General features: G+C 54.8%; 26 protein-coding genes. 1 reads left to right on the top strand and 25 read right to left on the bottom strand.

Going from position 1 to position 23,144, the window contains the following annotated elements; genetic code table 11:
- Positions 1–42 precede the first annotated feature (42 nt).
- From clpX to EDD77_RS05450, 4 genes are all read right to left on the bottom strand, one after another.
- Positions 43–1,368 carry an ATP-dependent Clp protease ATP-binding subunit ClpX gene (gene clpX / locus EDD77_RS05465; protein WP_058962963.1) on the bottom strand — a complete coding sequence of 442 codons (1,326 nt, stop codon included), beginning with the start codon at positions 1,366–1,368 and terminating at the stop codon, positions 43–45.
- A gap of 15 nt (positions 1,369–1,383) precedes the next feature.
- Positions 1,384–1,968, bottom strand: coding sequence for an ATP-dependent Clp protease proteolytic subunit (locus EDD77_RS05460; RefSeq protein ID WP_058962962.1), 585 nt, complete (start codon positions 1,966–1,968; stop codon positions 1,384–1,386).
- Between the two features lie 118 nt (positions 1,969–2,086).
- Positions 2,087–3,385, bottom strand: coding sequence for a trigger factor (tig, locus tag EDD77_RS05455; protein WP_058962961.1), 1,299 nt, complete (start codon positions 3,383–3,385; stop codon positions 2,087–2,089).
- 68 nt (positions 3,386–3,453) lie between these two features.
- The gene (locus EDD77_RS05450) at positions 3,454–4,134 is read right to left on the bottom strand and encodes a metallophosphoesterase (RefSeq protein ID WP_058962960.1); all 681 of its coding nucleotides are present in this window, start codon (positions 4,132–4,134) and stop codon (positions 3,454–3,456) included.
- Between the two features lie 62 nt (positions 4,135–4,196).
- On the opposite strand from EDD77_RS05450, the gene EDD77_RS05445 reads away from it, so the two are divergent.
- Positions 4,197–4,355: a DUF1540 domain-containing protein gene (locus tag EDD77_RS05445; RefSeq protein WP_087181463.1), complete on the top strand. Its 159-nt coding sequence runs from the start codon at positions 4,197–4,199 to the stop codon at positions 4,353–4,355.
- Positions 4,356–4,428: 73 nt separating this feature from the next.
- Here the strand turns inward: EDD77_RS05445 and thrC are convergent, their stop codons facing one another.
- The 21 genes from thrC to EDD77_RS05340 all read right to left on the bottom strand — a co-directional run bounded on the left by thrC (position 4,429) and on the right by EDD77_RS05340 (position 23,070).
- Positions 4,429–5,895, bottom strand: a complete 1,467-nt coding sequence (gene thrC, locus EDD77_RS05440) for a threonine synthase (protein ID WP_058962959.1) — start codon at positions 5,893–5,895, stop codon at positions 4,429–4,431.
- Between the two features lie 37 nt (positions 5,896–5,932).
- Positions 5,933–6,292 (bottom strand): YraN family protein, encoded by a 360-nt coding sequence (locus tag EDD77_RS05435; protein WP_058962958.1) that lies wholly within the window; start codon positions 6,290–6,292, stop codon positions 5,933–5,935.
- A gap of 2 nt (positions 6,293–6,294) precedes the next feature.
- Positions 6,295–6,897, bottom strand: a complete 603-nt coding sequence (gene rnhB, locus EDD77_RS05430) for a ribonuclease HII (protein WP_058962957.1) — start codon at positions 6,895–6,897, stop codon at positions 6,295–6,297.
- Positions 6,894–7,802 (bottom strand): ribosome biogenesis GTPase YlqF, encoded by a 909-nt coding sequence (gene ylqF / locus EDD77_RS05425; RefSeq protein WP_058962956.1) that lies wholly within the window; start codon positions 7,800–7,802, stop codon positions 6,894–6,896. Before ylqF ends, rnhB begins: the two co-directional genes overlap by 4 nt.
- Positions 7,799–8,338 carry a signal peptidase I gene (gene lepB, locus EDD77_RS05420; protein WP_058962955.1) on the bottom strand — a complete coding sequence of 180 codons (540 nt, stop codon included), beginning with the start codon at positions 8,336–8,338 and terminating at the stop codon, positions 7,799–7,801. The genes ylqF and lepB overlap by 4 nt, the downstream gene beginning before the upstream one ends.
- 98 nt (positions 8,339–8,436) lie before the next feature.
- On the bottom strand, positions 8,437–8,778 hold the full coding sequence (rplS, locus tag EDD77_RS05415) for a 50S ribosomal protein L19 (protein WP_058962954.1): 342 nt from the start codon (positions 8,776–8,778) through the stop codon (positions 8,437–8,439).
- A gap of 160 nt (positions 8,779–8,938) precedes the next feature.
- On the bottom strand, positions 8,939–9,583 hold the full coding sequence (locus EDD77_RS05410) for a TIGR03936 family radical SAM-associated protein (protein ID WP_058962953.1): 645 nt from the start codon (positions 9,581–9,583) through the stop codon (positions 8,939–8,941).
- Positions 9,555–11,426 (bottom strand): TIGR03960 family B12-binding radical SAM protein, encoded by a 1,872-nt coding sequence (locus EDD77_RS05405; RefSeq protein WP_058962952.1) that lies wholly within the window; start codon positions 11,424–11,426, stop codon positions 9,555–9,557. The genes EDD77_RS05410 and EDD77_RS05405 overlap by 29 nt, the downstream gene beginning before the upstream one ends.
- Positions 11,427–11,483: 57 nt before the next feature.
- Complete coding sequence (locus EDD77_RS05400) at positions 11,484–11,900, bottom strand: zinc metalloprotease (protein WP_058962951.1); 417 nt, start codon at positions 11,898–11,900, stop codon at positions 11,484–11,486.
- Positions 11,897–12,718 carry a M23 family metallopeptidase gene (locus tag EDD77_RS05395; RefSeq protein WP_058962950.1) on the bottom strand — a complete coding sequence of 274 codons (822 nt, stop codon included), beginning with the start codon at positions 12,716–12,718 and terminating at the stop codon, positions 11,897–11,899. Before EDD77_RS05395 ends, EDD77_RS05400 begins: the two co-directional genes overlap by 4 nt.
- A gap of 136 nt (positions 12,719–12,854) precedes the next feature.
- The gene (gene ppk1 / locus EDD77_RS05390; protein WP_058962949.1) at positions 12,855–14,990 is read right to left on the bottom strand and encodes a polyphosphate kinase 1; all 2,136 of its coding nucleotides are present in this window, start codon (positions 14,988–14,990) and stop codon (positions 12,855–12,857) included.
- A gap of 6 nt (positions 14,991–14,996) precedes the next feature.
- Positions 14,997–15,368 carry a ComEA family DNA-binding protein gene (locus EDD77_RS05385; RefSeq protein ID WP_058962948.1) on the bottom strand — a complete coding sequence of 124 codons (372 nt, stop codon included), beginning with the start codon at positions 15,366–15,368 and terminating at the stop codon, positions 14,997–14,999.
- Between the two features lie 164 nt (positions 15,369–15,532).
- Complete coding sequence (locus tag EDD77_RS05380) at positions 15,533–16,480, bottom strand: transketolase family protein (RefSeq protein WP_058962947.1); 948 nt, start codon at positions 16,478–16,480, stop codon at positions 15,533–15,535.
- 5 nt (positions 16,481–16,485) lie between these two features.
- Positions 16,486–17,328, bottom strand: coding sequence for a transketolase (locus EDD77_RS05375; protein WP_058962946.1), 843 nt, complete (start codon positions 17,326–17,328; stop codon positions 16,486–16,488).
- On the bottom strand, positions 17,321–18,163 hold the full coding sequence (locus EDD77_RS05370) for an HAD family hydrolase (RefSeq protein WP_058962945.1): 843 nt from the start codon (positions 18,161–18,163) through the stop codon (positions 17,321–17,323). The genes EDD77_RS05375 and EDD77_RS05370 overlap by 8 nt, the downstream gene beginning before the upstream one ends.
- Positions 18,151–19,083 carry an RluA family pseudouridine synthase gene (locus EDD77_RS05365; RefSeq protein WP_058962944.1) on the bottom strand — a complete coding sequence of 311 codons (933 nt, stop codon included), beginning with the start codon at positions 19,081–19,083 and terminating at the stop codon, positions 18,151–18,153. The genes EDD77_RS05370 and EDD77_RS05365 overlap by 13 nt, the downstream gene beginning before the upstream one ends.
- Positions 19,070–19,567 (bottom strand): signal peptidase II, encoded by a 498-nt coding sequence (gene lspA / locus EDD77_RS05360; protein ID WP_058962943.1) that lies wholly within the window; start codon positions 19,565–19,567, stop codon positions 19,070–19,072. The genes EDD77_RS05365 and lspA overlap by 14 nt, the downstream gene beginning before the upstream one ends.
- An 85-nt stretch (positions 19,568–19,652) precedes the next feature.
- The gene (locus EDD77_RS05355; RefSeq protein ID WP_058962942.1) at positions 19,653–20,432 is read right to left on the bottom strand and encodes a DivIVA domain-containing protein; all 780 of its coding nucleotides are present in this window, start codon (positions 20,430–20,432) and stop codon (positions 19,653–19,655) included.
- Between the two features lie 27 nt (positions 20,433–20,459).
- On the bottom strand, positions 20,460–21,257 hold the full coding sequence (locus EDD77_RS05350) for a YlmH family RNA-binding protein (RefSeq protein WP_058962941.1): 798 nt from the start codon (positions 21,255–21,257) through the stop codon (positions 20,460–20,462).
- On the bottom strand, positions 21,241–21,687 hold the full coding sequence (locus EDD77_RS05345; protein ID WP_058962940.1) for a cell division protein SepF: 447 nt from the start codon (positions 21,685–21,687) through the stop codon (positions 21,241–21,243). Before EDD77_RS05345 ends, EDD77_RS05350 begins: the two co-directional genes overlap by 17 nt.
- Before the next feature lie 165 nt (positions 21,688–21,852).
- Complete coding sequence (locus tag EDD77_RS05340) at positions 21,853–23,070, bottom strand: HlyD family efflux transporter periplasmic adaptor subunit (protein WP_058962939.1); 1,218 nt, start codon at positions 23,068–23,070, stop codon at positions 21,853–21,855.
- Between the last annotated feature and the right edge of the window lie 74 nt (positions 23,071–23,144).

Genomic DNA, 23,144 nt, shown 5'->3' with positions numbered 1-23,144 from the left:
GCCCTCTTGAAAACAGAGAACCCCTTTTGGCATTTCAGTCGATCACAGGATCGGCATATTATTTTTGTAACGTTTACGCACCGCACCGTATTCCAGCTCCGGCTTGCCGCCGTTCACCGTATCCTCGGTAATCGTCACCCGGATAATGGTGGGATCGCTGGGAATCTCGTACATGATGGGAATCAGCATGTTTTCCATCACGCTGCGCAGACCGCGTGCACCGCTCTTACGCTCAATGGTCTTGCGGGCCACCATACGCAGAGCGTCATCGGTAAAGTCCAGATCCACATTGTCCATCTTGAACAGTGCCTGATACTGCTTCACGATGCTGTTCTTGGGCTCTTTCAGAACCCGTACCAGAGCTTCCTCATCCAGTGCTTCCAGAACGGTAATCACGGGAATACGACCAATCAGCTCGGGAATCAGGCCGAACTTAACCAGGTCATGAGGTTCTACCTTGCGCAGCAGGGCCTCCCGCTCCTTCTCCTCACTGCTCTTCAGCTGACCGCCGAAGCCCAGAACCGAAGTCTCGGTACGGCGCTGGATATATTTCTCCAGGCCATCGAAGGCACCGCCGCAGATGAACAGAATGTTCTTGGTATTGATCTGAATGAACTCCTGCTGAGGATGCTTACGGCCACCCTGAGGAGGAACGTTACTCACAGTACCTTCCAGAATTTTCAGCAGGGCCTGCTGTACGCCCTCGCCACCCACATCGCGGGTAATAGAGGGGTTTTCGCTCTTGCGGGTGATCTTATCGATCTCGTCGATGTAAATGATGCCGATCTCCGCCTTCTGGATATCGAAATCCGCAGCCTGAATCAGCTTCAGAAGGATGTTCTCCACATCCTCACCCACATAGCCAGCCTCAGTCAAAGTGGTAGCATCCGCAATTGCAAAGGGAACGCCCAGCATCTTGGCCAGGGTTTGCGCCAGCAGAGTTTTACCCACGCCGGAAGGACCAAGCAGCAGAACATTGCTCTTCTGCAGCTCCACGTCCTTATCGTCGCCACTGAGAATGCGCTTGTAGTGGTTGTAAACCGAAACCGCCAACACGCGCTTTGCATCATCCTGACCAATCACATACTGATCCAGGCCTGCCTTGATTTCGGCAGGAGTCAGAATATTGATGGATTCCGTGGCAGCCGGGCGGCTTGCACCGCCCCGGGGCTTGGCAGTCGGCTGCTGCTGACGCGGCGGCTCCGGCACGCCTTCTTCATCCAGCAGCGAGTGGCACAGGGTGATGCACTCATTACAGATGTTTACGCCCGGGCCAATGATCATGCGCTCCACTTCGTCCTGGCTTTTGCCGCAGAAACTGCAATGGAGTGTTTTTTCCTTATCTTTTCCGGAGTTGATATTTGCCATACAATCAGCTTTCCTTTATCGATGAGTGATCACTGCGTCGATCAGGCCATAATCTGCAGCCTGCTGCGCAGACAGGAAGTTGTCGCGTTCGGTATCCGCCACAATGGTCTCATAAGGCTGGCCGGTGTATTCGCTAAGCATACGGTTCATACGCTCACGAGTGCGCACCAGATGATCCGCGTGGATCTTAATGTCAGTAGTCTGACCCTGCAGACCGCTCATCAGCGGCTGATGGATCATGATCTCGGCATTGGGCAGAGCCAGGCGCTTGCCCTTGGTGCCACTGGCCAGCAAAAACGCGCCCATGGAGGCAGCCATACCCATGCAGATGGTGGAAACATCACACTTGATGTATTTCATCGTATCATGGATGGCCATACCTGCACTGATGGAGCCACCGGGGCTGTTGATGTACAGGCTGATATCTTTGTCCGGATCCTGGCCTTCCAGATACAGCAGCTGAGCCACAACCAGACTGGCGGTGGTGTCGTTTACCTCATCGCACAGCATAATGATGCGGTCGTTCAGCAAACGGGAAAAAATGTCGTAAGAACGCTCACCTCGAGCGGTTTGTTCAATGACGTAAGGAACCAAACTCATGATTCGTCGCCTCCTGTTGATAAAATCAAGCGCCTGCAAAATGACCGATACGAGCAGTCACATTGCGCGTATCGGTCAGATTGATTCCGCTTATGTAAGGGGAAAGATTCTGCAGGAATTACTCCTTGCTAACCTTCTCCTCGGTGATCTCAGCCTTCTCCTTGATGAAGTCGATGGCCTTGTTCACAGCCAGATCCTTCTTCACCTCGTCGGCATTGACCAGAGACTTCACCTTGTCGATCTCCATCTTGTACTGATCGGCAATGCGCTGCATCTCGTTCTCGTACTCCTCGTCGCTGGCAGTGATGTTCTCAGCGGCAGCAACAGCCTCCAGAGCCAGACGGATCTTAACCTGCTTCTCAGCCTGCTCCTTGAAGGAAGCACGGAAGCTGTCCATGGTCTGACCCATGTACTGCAGGTACATATCCAGCTTCAGGCCCTGCTGAGCCAGACGGTACTCGAAGTCACGAACCATCTCGTCCATACGGTTCTCGTACATTACCTCGGGGATATCGCCCTCGATGGTACCGATTACCTGGTCAACCAGATCGTTCTCCACAGCCAGAGCAGCCTGCTTCTCGTTCTGCTCCTCCATACCCTTGCGGATGTTGGCCTTCAGCTCATCCAGAGTATCGAACTCGCTCACGTCCTTGGCGAACTCGTCATCCAGCAGAGGCAGCTCCTTGGTCTTTACCTCGTGCAGCTTGATCTTGAACACAGCAGCCTTGCCAGCCAGCTCCTTGGCCTGGTACTCCTCGGGGAAGGTCACGTTCACGTCGAACTCCTCGCCGGCAGCGTGGCCAACAACCTGCTCCTCGAAACCGGGGATAAAGCTGCCGGAACCCAGAACCAGGCTGTAATGCTCGGCCTTGCCGCCCTCAAAGGCGACGCCATCCACAAAGCCCTCGAAGTCGATATCAGCGGTATCGCCATTCTCAGCCTTGCCATCGCGGGTAACGATGCGGCCGTTGCGGTCCTGCATGCGGGCCAGCTCGGCATCCACATCAGCGTCCTCAACAGTATTGACCTTCTTGGTGGCCTTTAAACCGGTGTACTGGCCCAGCTTGATCTCGGGCTTCACAGCCACAACCACCTTCAGCACTACGCCGTCCTCCAGGCTCTGGGAAACAACGTCGGCCTCGGGGCGGCCCACGGGCTCGATGCCGGCTTCCTTCACCGCAGCCTCAAAAGCCTCGGGGAACAGATCATTGATGGCATCGTAGTGGAAGATATCAGCGCCATACATCTTTTCGATCACAGCGCGGGGAGCGTGGCCCTTGCGGAAGCCGGGCACGTTGTACTTCTTGCCTTCGCGCTTGAACGCCTTGTCAATGGCAGCCTTAAAAGCCTCGGCATCCACCGAAAACTGTAACTCATGCATGCTCTTTTCGAGCTTTTCACTTTTTACGAGATTCATTTTATTTCCTCCATACAAAGAAATTCAATTTATTATACCATGCTGTGCATGGAATTTCCATACTTTCGTTAAATTTTATATGGGCAAAATGCCAGTGCATCTGCTGAAATCAGGCAATATTCGATGCCATCCACCATTCCCTGCACTGCAAATCGGATCGCATTGCCATGCAAATGTCCATAAAAGCAGCGTTTTACATTGTATTCCTTCAGCAGATCGATTACCTGCTGGGCGTTGGCATTTGGGTATACCGGCGGATAATGCAGAAATGCTACCCGTTCGGCTCCTTCCTGCGCTGCATCCAGACTGGCGCGCAGTCGGCCCAGTTCCCGGTTCATCACCTTCTCGTCGTGGGCTTCCCCCACATCAAACATCCAGCTGCGAGTACCACAAACGGCCAACCCCTCGACCAGAATGGAGTTGTTATGCAGAATGTGCAGACTGTCGAATCCGTTTTCCTGCAAAAAGCGTTCCATCTTTTTCACCGTCGTCCACCAGTAATCATGGTTACCCTTCAAAAGAAGCTTCTGGCCGGGCAGACGCTGCAAAAAGGAAAAGTCCGCAACGGCATCCTCCAGCTTCATGGCCCAACTGGTATCACCCGCCAGCACAACCGTATCCTCCGGGCGCACCAAAGTATTCCAGTGCCGCTCCAGCTTTTCCATGTAGCCCTGCCAGCCCGGAAAAATATCCATGGGCTTTTCGCATCCCAGCGACAGGTGCAGATCCCCAATCGTGTAAATTGCCATATATTTCTCCTCATATTCCTGTCGATCCGGCAAACAATAACCTCACAAAGGAGGTTTTGAAAATGGAACACAAAGAACCTGTCATTCGGGGAGTCTGCTGTGATGTACGCAACTGTGTTCACAATGACGGCTCGTGCTGCTGCACCGCCGATTCCATCCATGTGAACCGTTGCTCCGACGACCCGGGCAAAACCAAATGTGATACCTTTGCGGAAATCTGACAGATCAGAATTTTCCGCTCCGGGAAACAGCAGTGCTGCTTCGGCAAATATGCGAAGCGGCACTGCTGCTTTTTTACAGGCTTTGGGCAATCTCGCGGATCTGTTCCGGTTCGATCACCCGGTCAAAGCGTTCCTTCTGCCCCTGCAGAGATGCAAGCGCCTGCGGTACAGGGGCGTTGGTGTGTGCAGCAAGCTGCCGCATCGCCTCAAACTCATCCTCCGGCACCGGCTGGCCCAAAGCCTCCAGCACATCGCCGGGGAACTTGAAGGGGCTGGCGGTGGACAATACCACCATGGGTGCACCGGAAGAGATTTCATTCTTGTATTCCTGCGCTACACGGAAAGCCACCGCTGTGTGGGGATCACACAGATACTGATTACCGTGGAACATGGCGCTGATCTCCTCAGCAGCCTGCTCGTCATCTGTGCAGCCTGCGGAGAAGATCTCCTGAATCTTCTTCAGGCACTGCTCATCCACCTGATAGTGGCCCTGGGTACGCAGCTGCTCCATCCATCCGCTTACCTTTTCGGTGTCCTCGCACACATGGTACAGCAGACGCTCCAGATTGGAGGAAACCAGAATATCCATGGAGGGCGAGGTGGTACGGTAGAAGGTGCGGCGGGCATCGTAATGACCGGTTTTCAAAAACTCAGTAAGCACATTGTTTCGGTTGGATGCGCAAACCAGCCGACCTACGGGCAGCCCCATCCGTTTGGCGTAATAACCGGCCAGAATATCACCGAAGTTACCGGTGGGCACGCAGAAATCTACCGCTTCACCCATCTGAATGCGTCCCTGCTCCAGAAGCTGCCGGTAAGCAGCAAAGTAGTACACAATCTGAGGAGCCAGACGTCCCCAGTTGATGGAATTCGCACTGGACAGACACACATTCTGCCCGGCCAGCTGTCGGCCCAGCTCCTGATCCGCAAAGACCTTTTTCACACCGGTCTGCGCATCGTCGAAGTTGCCGTTCACCGCATACACCGCCACATTATCGCCCTGCTGGGTGGTCATCTGCAGGCGCTGCACCTGACTGGTGCCGTGAGAGGGATAAAACACCGCAATTTTCACACCGGGAACATCCTGATAACCGGCCAGAGCTGCCTTGCCGGTATCGCCGGAGGTCGCCACCAGAATATAGGTCAGCTCACTGCGTCCCAGCAGCTCCTTACCCTTGACCAGAAGTTTCGGCATGATCTGGAGTGCATAATCCTTGAAGGCACAGGTGGGGCCATGCCAGAGCTCCAGCGAGTACAGATCCTTATTCACCGCATGCAGATATCCCGCTTTGCCCTGAAACGCCGTACCATAGGTCTTTTCCGTAGCCTCAGACACAAACTCCTGCGGGTAACCGGGAAGGACAAGACCAAGTACATAGGCAGCCAGCTCCGCATAGCTGCTCTTCTCACAGGCAGTTTTCAGATCCGCCTGAGGGAAGGATTCCGGCACAAAAAGACCGCCCTCGGAAGAAAGGCCCTGAACGATGGCCTGAGCCGCCGATACCCGGCTGCCCGCGTTCCGCGTACTGAAAAATTGCATGGTAGTTGTCCCCTTTCTTTTCTGTGGATCTGCAGTCTCACGCCTGAAAGGCATCTCGAATGCAGTGTATTGCAAAACCACCCTGGGGCAGAGTCAGTGCCTCCACCACGTCAAATCGGATCATTTTTTCCAGCAATCCGTTGGTTTGCAGATAAGATTGTGCAGCCAGCAAAATTCGCCGCTGCTTTGCCCGGGTTACTGCCTCCTGCGGCCGGTACCAGGCATTTTCCGCACGGGTTTTCACTTCCGCAATGACCACCAGCTCACCCTTTTGCAGAACCAGATCCAGTTCACCCTGACGGGTTTTATAGTTGTGATCCAGCAGTTTGTAGCCGCGGTTCATGTAATAACGGGCGGCAGCAGCTTCGCCGCGACGGCCCGTATCCTGGGTATTCATCCTCAATACCCCAGTTTTTTCAAAAAAGACCGGCGATAAAAGGGCTGGATGCCGTATTGCTGAATCAGTTCATAATGCAGCTTTGTGGGGTATCCTTTGTGTTTTGCCAGCTGATACTGAGGATACTGCCGATCCAGCTCCAGCATGAACCGATCCCGGCTGACCTTGGCCAGAATGGATGCCGCACCGATGCTTGCGCTGGTGGCATCTCCTTTCACCTGAGCGCCCGCCGGAATGGAAAGCTCCGGCGGAACGCGGTTGCCATCCACCAGAACATACTCCGGCCGGATGGAAAGCTCTTCCACCGCCTGGCGCATTCCACCCATGGTAGCCCACAAAATGTTTTTTTCGTCGATCACGGCAGGCTCCACCATCACAATGCTGTATGCCAGAGCTTTTTCCCGAATCACATCAAACAGCTGTTCCCGTTTTTTCTCACTGAGCTTTTTGGAATCGTTAATTCCCTCAATGGGATTTTCCGGATCCAGAATGACAGCCGCACAGCAGACCGGGCCACACAGTGGGCCGCGACCTGCCTCGTCCACACCGCAGAAAACACCTTTTTCCCGGCGGAGCTGCTCGTCAAACTCATACAATGCGTTCATTCCTGCACCTCTTGCTCCTGAGCCTGCTCCATCTGATAGGGCTTTTCCAGCGTAATACGGCCCCACTTGCTGGCGCGAAACTCATCCACCAGCATAATCGCCGCACGCTCGGTGTTCACTTCGCCGCCGCTGATCAGCATACCGCGCTTGCGGCCGATGGCCTCCAGCAGCTCCCAGGGGCCCAGCTGCAACTGCTCTTCGCTGAGCTTGTAACGCTCTGCCAGCTTTTCCGGATAGATTTTCTGCATCTGACTGAGCAGACCCATGGCCAGTTCTTCAATGTCCAGAATATCATCCTTGATGGAACCGATAAACGCCAGATTGGTGGCGGTTTCCAGACTGTCGAACTTTTTCCACAGCACACCGGGCATGTCCAACAGGTCGTAATTGCCCACGGTAACCCACTGCTTGCCGCGGGTCACGCCCGGACGGTCCGCCGCCTTGGCGCGCACCTGCCCTGCAAAGTTATTGATAAAGGTGGACTTGCCCACATTGGGGATGCCCACTACCATGACCCGGATGCGGGCGCCGCCCATACCCTTGATAGCCCGGCGGGCAATCAGATCTTCCAGCTCCTTTTCGATGGCCGTGCGCACCTGCGCGGCACTGCCCTTCTGCTTGGCGCTGATGGCGACACATCCGGCGCCGGAATCCCGGAAATATTTCACCCAAGCAGCTGTCAGCGCCGGGTCCGCCAGATCCGCCTTGTTCATCACATACAGACGGGGTTTCTGCTCGGTGATCCGCTGAATCTCCGGGTTCAGGCTGCTCATGGGAATGCGGGCATCCAGCAGCTGTAGAACCGCATCCACATTCTTAATATTCGCTTCCATCAGCCGCAGGGTCTTCATCATGTGACCGGGGAACCACTGGATGTTGCGGCGGTTGATCATATCGTTACTCATTTGATCCTCCCAAATGCGTTCAGGGGGAAGATGCGCCACAGCACCTTACCCAGGATATCCCGTTCATCGATCAGGCCAACGCTTACAAAGCGGCTGTCGGTGGAATGCTGACGGTTATCGCCCATCAGAAACAGCTGGCCTTCCGGCACAGTCAGAGGAAATCCGATATTGCCTTCGGTATAGGTAGGTTCGGCGGTATAGGGCTCGTCCAGAGCTTCGCCATTCACATAAACGATTCCCTGTTCCTCATCAATATCCACCGTATCACCACCTACGGCAATCACACGTTTGACCAGCGGTTTTCCGTAATTAATGTAGCCATCTACCACAACCACATCTCCGCGCTGGGGCTTGTAAAAGGTGCTCTGCACCAGCAGACGATCCTGTTCATGGAGCGTGGGCTCCATAGAATGACCATCCACCACCACCACACGAACACAAAACGCAAAAATCAGAACCAGAGCCGCCAACGCAAACACAAGAGCATCGTACCAGTCCAGCAGATCCACATTTTTGCGAAAACGTTTTTCTTCCATTGGATACACCCTCTTTCCAGGGATTTACAGAACGTATTTCACATTTTATCATATAACGAAAAAAGGGGCAATATAAATTGCCCCTTTTTTGTCGATTATCAGATCTGCTCCTTAACCTTGGCAGCCTTACCGGTGCGGCTACGCAGGTAGAACAGCTTCGCACGGCGAACCTTACCGCAGCGAACAACCTCAACCTTCTCAACGAAGGGGGAGTTCACGGGGAACACGCGCTCCACGCCAACGCCGTAGGAAGAACGGCGAACGGTAAAGGTCTCAGCCACGCCGCCATGCTTCTTGGCGATCACAGTGCCCTCGAAGGCCTGGATACGCTCACGCTCGCCTTCCTTGATGCGAACGGACACGCGAACGGTGTCGCCGACTTCGAACTTGGGCTGGTTCTCTTTAATCATGCCCTCGGTGATAATCTTCATTGCGTCCATTGTAAAATCCTCCATTTTTATCGACGTTCGTACCCGTGCAAATGGCCGCACAGCAGAGGACCGCCTGTTTTAATGATATACATTAACCCCGCTGGTTGGAGCCAGCGAACACTAACGCCTGAATATTGTATCATAGCCTGTTTGCTTTTGCAAGGCTTTTTTACCGAAAATCCGTCTGATCTTCCAGTAAAAGTGCGGTGCGCAGCACCGAAACGTCGGTGGGATTGAGCCCGCAGTGCTCCTGCATGAAATTCAGCCAGAGCGAAGGATTCAGATTGTTTCCCTCACCCGCAGTCAGCAGCAGCTCTGCCTGCAGTTCATTCTCCTTCTGTTCGGTCTCAATGCGGGGTAGTGCCTGCTTCAGGTCAATCTCCTTGTGGCCGCGCTTGGTCTTTTTCTGAATCACGGCGGTTTCCAACTGATTGTATGCATCCACACTGGCCTGTGCGCTCAGCGGCATGCGCAGCTGATAACGCGCAAAGCTGATCTTTTCCGCCTTGTACTGGGGCAGCGTGACGCGGGTCACCTTGATGCCCAGAGGCATTACCCGGTCCAGAGCCTGCCGCCAGTCCTCCAGCGGTACCTGCTCCAGCTCGGTTTTCACATCCACGCTCTCCACCAGACTCTCCTGTCCCAGAGGCAAAGGATTGGCAAAGGTCATATAGATATGGGGGTTGAAGCCCATGGTGTACCACACCGGAATTCCGCTGCGCTTGATGGATCTCTGCATGACACGCTGCAGATCCAGCAGAGAAATGTAGGATGCCTCCCCTGTCTTAGTGAACCAGATCCTTACTGTAGTCAAAGCAGGCACCTCCCAACAGTTTATTTGCACCACAGGCGCTGCATACCCGGTTGCAGGGCTGCGTGGTCTGCGCCATGGTGGCTTTTTTGTATTCCCGCACCAGGAACTCATGGCTCACACCGTAGTCCAGATGACTCCAGGGAGTGAGCTCGTCCAGTTCAATGAACCGGTTGGCATAAAAAGCGGTGTCCATATTGAATTCCCGGAAGGTCTCCAGCCAGGTATCGTACTGGAAGCACTCGTCCCAGCCGTCGAAGAAGCAGCCCTTGCGATAAGCAGCCTCGATCACAGGAGCCAGCCGCCGGTCGCCCTTGGCGAACACAGCCTCCAGGAAACTGGTCTTGCTGTCGTGATAGTTCACATGAATCTTCTTGCTGTGAACGCTGTGCAGCAGATGCTGCTGCTTTTCCCGCAGCATCTGTTCAGTGTCCTGAGGAACAAACTGGAAGGGAGTGTGAGGCTTGGGCACGAAACAGGCGCAGCTGATGGTCACCTGCACCCCGCGGCCCTTGGGCTTGTTGGGGTTGGCGTAATACAGCTCCACGATCTGCTGAGCGGTTTTGGCGATACCCTCAATGTCCTCCAGCGTCTCGGTGGGCAGGCCCATCATAAAGTACAGCTTTACTGAAGTGTAGCCTGCGTTAAAGGCCAGCGTGCAGGTTTTTTCGATCTCGTCCCAGGTGATGTTTTTATTGATTACATCCCGCAGGCGCTGTGTACCCGCCTCCGGAGCGAAGGTCAGACCGCTCTTGCGTACCTTGGTGGTCTTTTCAATCAGGCTTTCGGTGAAGTTGTCAATGCGCAGCGAGGGCAGCGAAATGCTCACATGTTCCTTTTCCGTCCAGGGGGCCATATCGTCCAGCAGGGTCTCCAGCTGGCTGTGGTCCGAAGTGGACAGACTGGTCAGGCTGATCTCCTCATAGCCGGTATTGGCGCACAGATCCTGTGCGGCGCGGTTCAGCAGCTGGGCATCACGCTGACGCATGGGCCGGTAGATGAAGCCCGCCTGGCAGAAGCGGCAGCCGCGCACACAGCCGCGCAGCACCTCGATCTGGGCGCGGTCGTGCACCGCACCCACCATGGGCACCACGAAATTGGTGGGCAGCTTCTGGGTATTCATATCCTTGATGATTGCCTTGTGAATCACCGCCGGGGCGCAGTCCTCATTGGGGGTGATGGCCTGAATGCGGCCATCCTCTTTGTAGCTCACATCGTAGAAGGACGGCACATAGCAGCCTTCGATCTTAGCCAGACGACGCAGCAGTTCCTTCTTGCTGATGCCTTCCTTCTTGGCCTGCTCCACAGTGGCACACACCTCGGGCAGCTGCAGCTCACCCTCGCCCAGCATCATCATGTCAATGAAGTCGGCAATGGGCTCGGCGTTGCACACGCAGGGGCCGCCGGCTACCACCAAAGGCCAGCTTTCGTCCCGGTCCTTGCTGTACAGCGGAATTCCCGCCAGATCCAGCATGGCCAGAATGTTGGTGTAGGACAGCTCGTATTGCAGGGTAAAGCCCACAATATCGAATGCCGTCAACGGATCCTTGCTTTCCAGCGCATAAGTGGGGATGTGCAGGCGTTCCATCTCCTGCTTCATATCCAGCCAGGGCATGAAGGCACGCTCACACCACCAGTTGGGGCGCTCGTTCAGCAGCTCATACAGGATCTTCATGCCCAGAAAGGACATGCCCACCTCATAGGTATCCGGAAAGCAGAACGCAAACCGGAGATCCACGTCTTCCTTGTTTTTTATGATGCACCCGGGCTCACCGCCGGTATAGCGGCCGGGCTTCTGCACCCGGGCCAGGGCCTCCTTTAATTTCGGATCAAACACTTGCTTCATTCCTTTGCAATTTGAATGTTACAGTTCATTGTAACCGATTTGCGCGGGAAATGCAATTTATCCGCCGAAGAAATTGTTCCAGATCCGTTTGCCGTCCAGTGGCCCCACCGGAAGCAGGTTAAATCCGCCCACCAGAAGGTTGGTTCCCAAAAAGAACCACCCCCAGTAACTGGCACTTTGCTGCATCCACAGGTATGCTGCCCCTGCTGCCATCAGGTTGACCGCCGGGCCTGCTGCGGCAAGGATTCCTTCTCTCCGGGGCGAAAGCTGCACAGTACCCAGACACAGTCCGATTCCACCGGGCGAAAGCTCCAGCACCGGAAGCGTCCCGGTGAAAAGGATCCACGCCGCAATATGCCCGCTCTCGTGAAGCAGTGAACACAGGAGGCTGATTCGCAGAATTCCCAGATGATCGTGCGTCAGTCCAAACCACAGGCCCAGCAGCATCAATTCCGGCTGTCGCAGCCGGATCAAACGCCTGCCTCCAGTGCTTTTGCGGGATCGTAGCGCACATCATTGCAGAACAATTCAAAATGCAGATGCGGGCCGGTGGCCGCCCCGGTCTGCCCCACGGTACCCAACACATCATCCAGAGTTACCCGCTGCCCCTGCCGCACAAAAATATACTGCATGTGGCAATAGCGGGTTACCAGACCATTTTCGTGAAGAACCTGTACATAATTCCCATAAGAGGCATTCCATGCGCTCTTCTGTACAATACCACTCCATGCCGGGTGAATGCCGGTTCCCTCTGCCACCGCCAGATCAATTCCGGTGTGAAAATCTGCCTTTCCGGTAAAAGGGTCACTGCGCCAGCCATAATCGGATGTGACGGTATACCCGCGAACGGGCAGAGAAAGCGTATTTCCTGGCACCAACGTTTCCAGAGAGTTCCCTTCCGGCGCTGCCCGGCGGCTCCATCCCCCAGCGCCATACCCTAAAGTCAGTGTATTTTCCCCGGAAAGTCGTTGCATTGTCTCCATGGCCTGTACACTCAAATCCCGAACTGCTGCACTTGCAAATTTCACCAGCTCCTCCTCTCCGGACAGAGCAATTCCCTGATAGCGCAGCTGCCGGTAACCGGCCTGAAACGTCTCATAGAGGGGTGGCGAAATCGTGCGGACGGCAACAACACAAAGCAAAATCAGACCACAGATCAAAATCTGTAACGTAAGAACCGGATTCTTCCGTTCCGGGTTCTGCCTCTGAGTCGGCGGGCGCAGCAGCTGCTCTACTTCCTGTCGGCTGGCAAGCACCGGGGGCATTGTCTCGTTTGTTTCCACATTCCACATGGGCGATCCTCCTTTTTTCTGCGGCAAGAACACTATTGCATTTCTATTCCATTTCCCGCCGGGATAGCCCTCTTCTCTGCAAAAAAATCCCCCGCCCGGATGCAAGCGCATCCCGACGGGGGAATGAAATGTAATTTTACTTCTTGCCATGCAGAAGGTTGGCGATCTTTTGCAGCAGACCAGTTTTCGGCGCAGGTGCCTGCACTGTCTGCGCTACCGGCAGTACAAAGCTATCCCGGAACAGATCATACAGGGCCATCTGGCTGTCCACGCGAGGTGCACCCGGCTCTGCCTTTACCTTGGAATAGCTTCCATCCGGCTTCATCTCCCGGGCATTTACATTGTCGCTCAACTGAAGCTCCAGAATTTGGCGCAGCTTGTTGGCCAGTGCCCGATCCGGCACCTTCAAGCCAACCTCTACCCGGCGTTCGGTATTGCGGGTGAGGAAATCGCCGGAAGCAATATAGACACGCATGTCGTCACCGTCGCCAAAGCAGTAGATACGGGAGTGTTCCAGATACCGCCCCACAATGCTCCGGATTCGCAGATTGTCTGTGCTGCCGGGTACCCCTGCGGTCACGCAGCAGATGCCACGCACGATCATATCTACCGAAACGCCTGCACAGGACGCCTCGGACAGCTTTTCGATCACGTTTTTATCGCTGACCGAGTTATTCTTCAGGATAATGCGGGCAGGCTTACCCTCCTTGGCCTTCTGAATCTCCCGATCCATCTCCTCCAGCAGAACGCTCTTAAAGCACAGCGGAGCCACCAGCAGATATTTGGTATTGTTTGTGAGCCGTTCTACCGCCAGGTTGTTGAACACAGCCGATGCTTCTTCACCAATTTCCGTGCGGGTGGTCACGTAGGAAAGATCGGTATACTGCTCACTGGTCTTTTCGTTGTAGTTGCCGGTACCGATCTGGGTGGTGTAACGATAACCGTCCTTGGTGCGGCGGGTAATCAGGGTCAGCTTGGAATGAACCTTGTAGTCATCCAGACCGTACAGCACCGTACAGCCAGCCTCTTCCAGCTGTTTGGACCAGTCAATGTTGTTCTGCTCATCAAAACGGGCACGCAGCTCCACCACCGCTACGACCTCTTTGCCATTTTCCGCCGCGGCAATCAGGGCCTGCACAATCTGGGAATCCCGCGCCATACGATACAGAGTCATCTTGATGGAGATAACCTCCGGATCAAAGGCCGCCGCCATCAGCATCTTGATGAAGGGGCGCATGCTCTGATAGGGGTAGGCAATCAACACATCATTTTTCTGCACTGCCTCGCTCAGCTTATAGCCATGAGGTGCCTGCATCGGCTTTGCCGGAGCATAGAACAGCTCGCTGTGGCCTTCATTCTGCAGCCGGGCTGTGAGCTTAAAGCAGTAGGAAAGATCCAGAGGGCTGCTCTGGTTGAAGCACTGCTGCGCAGGCAGAACCAGTTTTTCGCACAGATAGTTTTTCACTTCCTGCGGGGGCTGGTTCCAGAACTGGATGCGAACTGCAGCCAGCTTACGGCGCTTCTTCAGCAGCTCGCTCATAACCTGCCGGTAGTCAATGTCCTGATCGAACATGCCCTCCTTCACATCGATATCTGCGTTTCGGGTTACCCGGAACAGGCACTTTTTCTGAAGGATCGGGAAAACCAGCTCCGCATAGTGGTAGATCAGCTCTTCCACCAGGCCGTAATACAGCGCATCATCCTTCTTCAGGTACAGCACACGCTCAAACTGGCTGCCAATGGGAATCAGGCCAAAGGACAGACTCGCATCGCCTTTCGCCTTCAGTGTGGCACATAAGTAAATTTCCTGATTGCGCAGGAACGGGAACGGGTGCCGATGATCGATAATCTGCGGAGACAGCACAGGAAACAGCTCGCTCTGGAAATACTTTTTCCAGAATTTTTCGTCCTCTTTGTCCAGCTTCTCAAAATCAATCTTCCGATAACCGATCTGAGCCAGATTATCCCGCAGCTTTGCCACGTATTTGTCGCACTGATCCTGCAGCAGGGCTGTTTTAGGCATAATCGCTGCCAGTTGCTGAGCTGCCGTCATGTTGGTCTTGTTTTCGGTAATCTCATTTTTCAGCAGCGTGCGGTCATACAGCGAACCCACACGAACCATAAAAAACTCATCCAGATTGCTGCCGTAAATTGCCGCAAACTTCATCTGTTCCGCAAGAGGAACCGTCTTGTCCTTGCTCAACGCCAGCACACGCTTATTGAAATCAAGCCAGCTGAGCTCGCGGTTGATGTAGATGTTGTTTTGTGTCATCACGATCTATCTCTCCTCTTTTTGCATCTCATCTGCTTCGATGTAAAGCCTGGAACGCCATTCCTCGATGCTTTTTGTGGATATTCCGTCGACCTGCTCCAGTTCATCCAAACTGGAAAACGGCCCATGAACTTCCCGATATTCCAGAATCGCCCGGGCCTTTTTCTCCCCCACACCGGGAAGCGAACACAGAGCGTCGATCCCGGCCGAGTTCAATTCGACCATCTCCATCTGATGTGCATCAAAGGGCTCGGATGCAACGGTTCGATACCCCGGCTGCCAGAACGGTACGCTGAACCAGAGCGCCCCCGTCAGCAATAACAGCAGTGCTGCCGCACAGCACAGCAATACCTTCCTGGTATTTCGCTCCTTTGTCATCCCGTGCTGCATCCTTCCCTGTTCGGCCGTATTCCGACCCCTTTTGTCCGAACACGGTCTTTTTTCTATTATAGCACAAAACCCTGCCATTGTTTGTAAAGATATACAAAAATCTCCCGATTCGACAAAATGCGAAACGGGAGATTTTCATTCAATCAATCTGATCAGCGTGCCAGGCAGTCGCGCACCTTCTGCGCGATTGCGGAAGCAGTAAGACCATAATACTCCAGCAGAGCGTTTGCGGGGCCGGACTGGCCAAACGCATCCATAATTGCCACAGGAGCAACCGGGCAGGAAACACCTTCCCCAACCATTGCCTCGCAGACTGCGCTGTAAAGACCGCCGATCACACTGTGCTCTTCAGCGGTTACGATGCAGCCGGTCTCGTTGGCAGCATTCACCACAGCCTGCACATCCAGAGGCTTGATGGTGTGCATGTTCACCACGCGAACCTGCACGCCTTCCTGGGCCAGCTGTTCTGCCGCCTCCAGCGCACGGGCAACCATCAGGCCGGTGGCAATAACAGTTGCATCCTTGCCCTCGCGCAGGGTAACTGCACGACCCAGCTCGAAGTGATAGCTTTCCGGGTCATTGACCACAGGAACTGCCAGACGGCCCAGGCGCAGATAAGCAGGGCCATAATACTCTGCCAGTGCACGCACGGCCTGGCAGGCTTCGGTATCGTCAGCAGGATTTACCACAACCATGCCGGGAATACCGCGCATCAGGGCAATATCCTCCACGCACTGATGGGTCGCGCCATCCTCACCCACGGAAATGCCCGCGTGGCTGGCACAGATCTTCACGTTCAGATGGGGGTAGCCTACCGAGTTGCGGATCTGCTCATAGGCACGTCCGGTGGCAAACATAGCAAAACTGGAAACAAAGGGGATCATTCCCGCAGCAGCCATGCCGGCCGCAATGGAAACCATGTTGGCCTCTGCGATGCCGCAGTCGAAATGGCGTTCGGGGAATTTCTCCTGGAACATACAGGTCTTGGTGGATTCCGCCAGATCGGCGTCCAGAACTACAATCTTGTCATTCTCCGCGCCCAGCTGCGCCAGAGTACGGCCATAGCTCTCACGGGTAGCGATCGGTTTAGTCTGCATCATCGTTTTTATACCTCCAGTTCGGCCGCCGCAGCGCGGAGCTCTTCCATGGCCTGTTCATACTGCTGCTGATTGGGGGCCTTGCCATGCCAGCCGGCCTGATTCTCCATAAAGGATACGCCCTTGCCCTTTACCGACTTCTGTACAATCACACTGGGCTTGCCCTTTACCTGACGTGCTGCAGTGAAGGCAGCATCCAGGCTCTCGAAGTCATGGGCATCTGCGGCAAACACTTCCCAGCCAAAGGCACGGAATTTCTCATCGATGGGATAAACCGAGCAAACATCGCTCACGTTACCGTCGATCTGCAGGTTGTTGTTGTCCACCACAGCAATCAGGTTGTCCAGCTTGTGATGAGCCGCAAACATGGCAGCCTCCCATACCTGGCCTTCCTGCAGCTCGCCGTCGCCCAGCACAGTGAACACGCGCCAGTCAGCGCCCTGGGTCTTTGCTGCAAGCGCCATACCCACAGCAGCAGAGATGCCCTGCCCCAGGCTGCCGGTGCTCATATCCACACCGGGAGTTCCCTTCATATCCGGATGACCCTGAAGCATTGCGCCCAGATGACGGAACTTCTTCAGCTCTTCCCGGTCAAAGAAGCCCTTCTGAGCCAGCACAGAATAAAGTGCCGGGCAGGTGTGTCCCTTGGAAAGCACCAGCCGATCCCGCTGCTCCCAGGAAGGGTTCTTGGGATCCACCCGCATCTGTACCTCATAGAGATAGGTCAGGGTATCGGCCACTGAGAGTGAGCCACCCGGATGGCCGGAAGCGGCCTCGTATACCTCATTCAGAACGTCCTGCCGGACCTGATTCGCCATTCGCTTCAGGTGGTTCATCGTCTGTTTATCCATGCTGTTCCTCCCGTTGTTTTCCCTCATGTTTTTTCACCAATGCATACAGGTACTCTCCCACACCGCCATCTGTGCAGCGTGCGACCACCTCATCGGCTGCATTCTGCACCTCCGGCGGTGCATTGCCCACGGCCACCGCATATCCGGCGGCAGCCATCAGCTCCAGATCGTTGAAATAATCCCCGATCACGACGGTATATTCCATAGGGATGAGTTCCCTGCGGCAAAGCTCTTTCAGTGCGGACGCTTTCGAAACATGCTCCGGCATGATTTCGAAATAGATAAAATTCGTAGGCACAAACTGCAGCCCGGGGTAGGTCTTGTCTGCAAAATACTGCTGTACCTTGAACAACGCGGCAGGATGTGCCGCAAAAACAACCTTGGCCCAATTGGGCGGCACCTGCTCCAGCGGACAGAGTACACACCCCATCTTCTCATCCTTCATGTGAGCGGTGGTATACTGGTTGGCCCGCACCACATAGGGGCGGCCTTCCTCCACCATAATTTCCACACCCAGATCCGGGAAGGCTGCCATTGCTTCTTCAATGGCCTGCCGGGCAGACTCCTCATTCAGAAAATGCAGATCCACCGCTTCGTCCGCGTGAATATCATACAACACAGAACCGCCACATGCAATAGCCGGGCAGGAAAGTTCCAGCCCCTGAAGCGCTGCACGGATCGATTCCGGCGGCCGGCCGGTAGCCACCGTAAAGCGGCCACCCATGGCCATAAACAACCGGATCGCCGCCAGATTGCAGGCCGGAATACCTTCTCTGGCCGTGAGCAGGGTGTTATCCATATCGCATACTACAAGGTACTTTTTCAGCGATTCCATTCTTCCTGCTCCTTTCCCAGCGAGCGCAGGAACCGGGTGAAATACTCCGGCAGCTCACTGTCGAATTCCAGATATTGCCCGGTAATCGGATGCACAAAGCCAAGCGTTTTTGCATGCAGGCACTGCCCCTGCAGGCTCTTGATCACATTTTTGGGCCCGTAAACCGGGTCACCCGCCACCGGATGCCCAATGCTTGCCATGTGTACCCGGATCTGATGGGTACGCCCGGTTTTCAGGCGGCATTCCAGATGGCTGAACCCCTGATAACGCCCCAGCACATGGTAGGCAGTGTAGGCATACTTGGAATTCTGCTCGGTGACCGCCATCTTCTTCCGGTCTGTTTTGTGGCGGCCAATGGGCGCTTCCACAAAGCCTTCATCCTGCGCAAACCCGCCATATACCACCGTCTGATAAACCCGGTTAATGCTGTGCACCGCCATCTGCTCAGACAGACCGGTATGGGTCACATCGTCCTTCGCCACCACCAGAAGGCCACTGGTGTCCTTATCGATGCGGTGAACAATACCGGGGCGAACCACGCCCCCAATGCTGGACAGCCGCCCCGCACAATGGTATAGCAACGCATTGACCAGCGTTCCATCCGGGTTGCCCGGCGCAGGATGCACCACCATCCCCTTGGGCTTGTTCACCACCAGAAGATGTTCATCCTCATAAACAATATCCACCGGGATGTTTTGAGGAACTGCATCCAGCGGCTGGGCGTCGGGAACCTCCACACAGATGGTGATCCCGGGCTGGATTTTCTGATTTTTCGCGGCAGACTTGCCAGCGTAAAGCACTCCGCCCTGCTCCATCAGCTGCTGCAGGGCGCTGCGGGAAAGCCCGGTTTGGGCAGCCAGGAACCGGTCAAGCCGTTCACCCGCCTGCTCAGGCTGCACCACAAATTCAAATCGTTCCATCCGTTTTTTCTCCAGAAGCCTTCTTTTTGGCAGCCAGCTCTTCCAGAATCAGGTTCAGGACAAGCAGGCCGATTCCCGTGCAGACCAATACGTCTGCCAGGTTAAAGATCGCAAAGCGGATAAACAGAAAATTGATGTAGTCCACTACCTGGTGATTGAACACCCGGTCGATCCAGTTGCCGATTCCACCTGCCAGAACCAGCACCCAGGCCCAGTACTCCAGTTTCCGTGCCGGGCGTTTGATCAGCAGATAGGCCGCAATGGCCAACATCGCCACACTTGTGAATGCAATCAGAAAAATCTGCTGGCCACTGAAGCTGCTGAAGGCTGCGCCGTCATTCAGATAATAACGCAGCTCCACCACCCCGGGAATGAGCGGCATCGCCCCCACCGGTGCGAGCACAGCCGTTGCCCAAAGCTTTACAGCCTGATCCAGAATCACAAGCAGAGCCACCACAACGGCAGTAATCAATACAGTTGTCAAAACCAATGTTCTCCTTTAATCTTCCGATTCGCAGCAAAGGCGGCGCCTTTTTCAAAACGCCGCCTTTTCAAGCTTTTTATTCCAATCAATCGGTAAACTGGATTCCCTTGAAGCCCTGGAAGGCCGGAGTCTGCTCCAGCTGCTCCGCCTGTTTGGGCTCCTCGGCATGTTCCGGGCTGAAGGTCTGTGCGGAGAAATCCTCCTCAAAGAATTCCTCCACCGTGTCCAGCATATTGCCGGACTGCTCGGAATTCTGCTCCCCATACAGTTCAGACAGATCCGGGAACTGCATGGTCTCCTCCTTCGGCTCCTCCATAGCGGGAGTTTCCGGAGCAGACTGTTCCTCAACCTGAGGCTGTTCTGCCTCCTGAACCGGTTCCACAACAGGCTCTTCCACAGGAGCAGGCTCTTCAACCTCTTCATCGCCAGGCAGCCCGCTGATCAGTTCAATGTGCTGCTTGTACATCGCCAGAAGAGTATTCTTGAAGTGGGCCACTTCCGCCTTGACCCGCTCCAGCTCCTGCTGCTGTTCTTCGCTCTGCTCCTGCGCCACCCGGGTCAGGGTGTCGGCACGAATACCGGCTTCGCGCAGCAGAGATTCCGCCTTCTGCTTTGCTTCCCGAATCACGCTTTCGCCCATACGCTGCGCATTCAGAAGAGCCGTCTTCAAGTTATCTTCATCGCGGCGATACTCTTCGATCTTCTCCGCAAGGATATACAGTTTCTTTTCCTTGTCGGCGTTGTCCGCGGCCAGCTGCTCCATATCCTGAGCTACCTGCTGCAAAAATGCGTCCACATCCTCCGGCCGATATCCACGCATAACCTTGTCGAATGTGACGCTGCGGATTTCCTGCGGTGAGATCATAATTTAATTCCTCCAGTGCTTCTGGTATCAATATTGAAAAAATGTAATAAACTGGCGATCCTTTTTGCTTTTTCCGCCAATTTCCTCCAGACGAAAGCGTCCGCTGCCCCGCACGGTGAACAGATCTCCCTGATACACCGGCGCATGCGGATTGCTCACGGCCACATGGTTGATCTTCAGTCGGCCGCCGCGCACAAGGTCTGACGCCTGACCGCGGCTGCACCGCAGCATCGCTGCCAGAACGGCATCCGCCCGAAGGGAGGAAACCGTGGCGCTCTGCCGGACCCGCTCCGGCTCCTGCACCGGGATCTGGTCATAAAACCGCTCGGTGTGAACAGAGCAGCGCCCTACACCGGTCAGCTCACTGCAAATCAGCTCTGCCGCCGGCTCCAGCGCAAACACATAGGCCGTGCCCGGAGCATTGGGATCCAACACGATATCACCAATGCTGGAACGGTCCAGACCAAGGCCCAGAACCGCCCCCAGATAGTCCTTATGCCCAGGTATGTCCTGTACATGAAGGCATTCCATTCGAACACAGGCAATGGGCGAAAAGCCGCAGGCCCCCGCAGGCTCGATACACAGTACTCTGCGTTCTGCAAACGGATAGCCTCCATCAAAGGAATATTCCTCACAGCCTTCCCTGTTCAGGGCTGCCAGTGCCAGCGTCTGCTCGCGATCACTCAAAAAAGAGCTGTAGCGCGCAATTCCCCGGTTCATGGCGATGGCACACAGATCCAGGACCCGCCGCATCAGCAGCCGCTCCTGATCATTCTGAGGCGGAACAAAGCCCCTCTGGGCAGCCGGATCAGAAGAATACGCCATTGCTCTCCAGCTCGTCCAGCAGATCGCCCATGATATCCACGTTATAGGGAGTGATGATGAAGGTGCTGTTGGCAACACGCTTCATCTGACCATTGTTCGCATAGGCAACACCGGACAGGAAGTCCACCAGACGGCGGGAAACCTCTTTGTTGGTGGATTCCAGATTCAATACAACGGTACGCTTTGCGTTCAGATGATCTGCCACGGTGCTGGCATCGTCAAACCGCTCGGGCTTGACCAGAACCACCTGCAGCTGCGTGGTGGCGTTGATGTTCACCACTTTATTCCGCTTACCGGTATTCTCCGGCGGATAATCCTCCTCCGGAGCGGCGCCGCCGCGGGAGGGGTTAATAAACATATCATCGGTATCGTAGTAATCGTCGTCGGCGTCATCGCCCACGCCCAGCATGCTCTTCACTTTATCAAACATCTTTCATTGCTCCTTCCAATGTGCATTGATAAGATTGCCCTTTTTCATGCAAGAAAAATATAGAATCAGTTAGTATATATTATCGCTGTTTTTCAGTAGCCTGTCAACAGCCTGTCAACAAACAAAAATCATTTTTTTGCCTGCCGCCATAAATTTTCCTCGGAATCAGCTCAGGATTTTTCCATCCTTCAGATCGGTGCCTTCCACAATCACTTCGTCAAACATACGCAGCTCATTGTCGGTACCAACCTTTCCGTCCTCCGCCACCAGCAGATATTCCTCATTCTGATAAACGATCTGAATTTTTCGCCAGCGGGCCAGATTTCCGTACTTCACATAAACGCCCTTTTCGCCGTCCACAATGTGAAGTGCATCCGCGTCCACCCGGAGCCCCTCATAGGATTCAAAATCGATTTTGGCTTCTTCCAGCGAGAGCCCCAGCACATCCGCGCCGATGTATTCGCAGTGCAGCACAAATTTGGCAAGCCCCTGTTCCTCGTCCAGCTCAATGGATTCCACTGTTGCCGGCAGAGTTTTTTCCGCCACACCGGGAAAGCTGATTTCCACACTGGAAGCATTCTGGAACTTCTTGCCCTCTTCCAGGCTGCAGGTTCCATAGAAATACCAGGTATAGCTGGTCACGATCTTGCCTGCGCCTTCCAGCGGCTGAACCCCGTCACCATTCTGAATCGACTGCGCCAGAGTAGTCGCGTCCATTGCATCCAGATCTTCCCGGGTCAGCGAAAGTATATCTGCCGAATCGGCCGCCACAAAATAGCCGCCCACCGGGGCCGAGATGGTTGCAGGCTGCCCCAGCTGGGCCTGCACCTGATCCTTCAGAGTTTGCAGCTCCTGCTTGGCCTGTGCAAAATTGCTTACGGCGCCAGTCATGATCTGAATCTTGTTGGCTGCCAGCAAATACTGGTTACCGGCCTCCCCGACCTGATCGTAAGCCTGCATGTCGATACAGTCCAGCAGGTCATACAGAGCGTTCTGCTGCTGCTTATAGAGCATGTCCACATCGGTACCACTGGTGTTTTCAGACTTTTCCAGCAGGCTGAGCTGGGTCTCGATCTCCTCCAGCTGCTGGCGGCTCTGGGCCTGTTCCGTGCTGGTGTAAACTTCCGCTACTGCAGTTCCGGAGGCAACCCGTTCGCCGTTTTCCACCAGATAACCCAGATCCCCGCTGCCTTCCACGGGAGTCTGATCGAACACCACATAACCGTCTGCAAAGACGCTGTCGGACATGACATATTCCACCGCTGTTTCGGTGCGGTAGGGCCGGTTCAGAATGGCAAACAATTGAACCCCCAGATAGACCGCCGGCACTACGAGAATCGCCAGAACGATTGCCGTGATGATTTTTTGCTTGGAGCTTCGCATGCTTCGCTCCTCCTGTTGCAATAGATTTGGGTCAGAGCCGCCTGATGGCTGCCCCTGTTTTATGGATTCAGTGG

The sequence above is a fragment of the Allofournierella massiliensis genome (assembly GCF_004345265.1).
Classification (GTDB): domain Bacteria; phylum Bacillota; class Clostridia; order Oscillospirales; family Ruminococcaceae; genus Allofournierella; species Allofournierella massiliensis.
This window is presented reverse-complemented; position numbering and strand designations above follow the sequence as displayed.

Bases quoted from the DNA above. Each gene is read 5' to 3' on its own strand.
- clpX (WP_058962963.1), bottom strand. From the start codon at position 1,368: ATGGCAAATATCAACTCCGGAAAAGATAAGGAAAAAACACTCCATTGC.
- EDD77_RS05460 (WP_058962962.1), bottom strand. From the start codon at position 1,968: ATGAGTTTGGTTCCTTACGTCATTGAACAAACCGCTCGAGGTGAGCGT.
- tig (WP_058962961.1), bottom strand. From the start codon at position 3,385: ATGAATCTCGTAAAAAGTGAAAAGCTCGAAAAGAGCATGCATGAGTTA.
- EDD77_RS05450 (WP_058962960.1), bottom strand. From the start codon at position 4,134: ATGGCAATTTACACGATTGGGGATCTGCACCTGTCGCTGGGATGCGAA.
- EDD77_RS05445 (WP_087181463.1), top strand. From the start codon at position 4,197: ATGGAACACAAAGAACCTGTCATTCGGGGAGTCTGCTGTGATGTACGC.
- thrC (WP_058962959.1), bottom strand. From the start codon at position 5,895: ATGCAATTTTTCAGTACGCGGAACGCGGGCAGCCGGGTATCGGCGGCT.
- EDD77_RS05435 (WP_058962958.1), bottom strand. From the start codon at position 6,292: ATGAATACCCAGGATACGGGCCGTCGCGGCGAAGCTGCTGCCGCCCGT.
- rnhB (WP_058962957.1), bottom strand. From the start codon at position 6,897: ATGAACGCATTGTATGAGTTTGACGAGCAGCTCCGCCGGGAAAAAGGT.
- ylqF (WP_058962956.1), bottom strand. From the start codon at position 7,802: ATGAGTAACGATATGATCAACCGCCGCAACATCCAGTGGTTCCCCGGT.
- lepB (WP_058962955.1), bottom strand. From the start codon at position 8,338: ATGGAAGAAAAACGTTTTCGCAAAAATGTGGATCTGCTGGACTGGTAC.
- rplS (WP_058962954.1), bottom strand. From the start codon at position 8,778: ATGGACGCAATGAAGATTATCACCGAGGGCATGATTAAAGAGAACCAG.
- EDD77_RS05405 (WP_058962952.1), bottom strand. From the start codon at position 11,426: ATGAAGCAAGTGTTTGATCCGAAATTAAAGGAGGCCCTGGCCCGGGTG.
- EDD77_RS05395 (WP_058962950.1), bottom strand. From the start codon at position 12,718: ATGTGGAATGTGGAAACAAACGAGACAATGCCCCCGGTGCTTGCCAGC.
- ppk1 (WP_058962949.1), bottom strand. From the start codon at position 14,990: ATGACACAAAACAACATCTACATCAACCGCGAGCTCAGCTGGCTTGAT.
- EDD77_RS05385 (WP_058962948.1), bottom strand. From the start codon at position 15,368: ATGACAAAGGAGCGAAATACCAGGAAGGTATTGCTGTGCTGTGCGGCA.
- EDD77_RS05380 (WP_058962947.1), bottom strand. From the start codon at position 16,480: ATGATGCAGACTAAACCGATCGCTACCCGTGAGAGCTATGGCCGTACT.
- EDD77_RS05375 (WP_058962946.1), bottom strand. From the start codon at position 17,328: ATGGATAAACAGACGATGAACCACCTGAAGCGAATGGCGAATCAGGTC.
- EDD77_RS05370 (WP_058962945.1), bottom strand. From the start codon at position 18,163: ATGGAATCGCTGAAAAAGTACCTTGTAGTATGCGATATGGATAACACC.
- EDD77_RS05365 (WP_058962944.1), bottom strand. From the start codon at position 19,083: ATGGAACGATTTGAATTTGTGGTGCAGCCTGAGCAGGCGGGTGAACGG.
- EDD77_RS05355 (WP_058962942.1), bottom strand. From the start codon at position 20,432: ATGATCTCACCGCAGGAAATCCGCAGCGTCACATTCGACAAGGTTATG.
- EDD77_RS05350 (WP_058962941.1), bottom strand. From the start codon at position 21,257: ATGGCGTATTCTTCTGATCCGGCTGCCCAGAGGGGCTTTGTTCCGCCT.
- EDD77_RS05345 (WP_058962940.1), bottom strand. From the start codon at position 21,687: ATGTTTGATAAAGTGAAGAGCATGCTGGGCGTGGGCGATGACGCCGAC.
- EDD77_RS05340 (WP_058962939.1), bottom strand. From the start codon at position 23,070: ATGCGAAGCTCCAAGCAAAAAATCATCACGGCAATCGTTCTGGCGATT.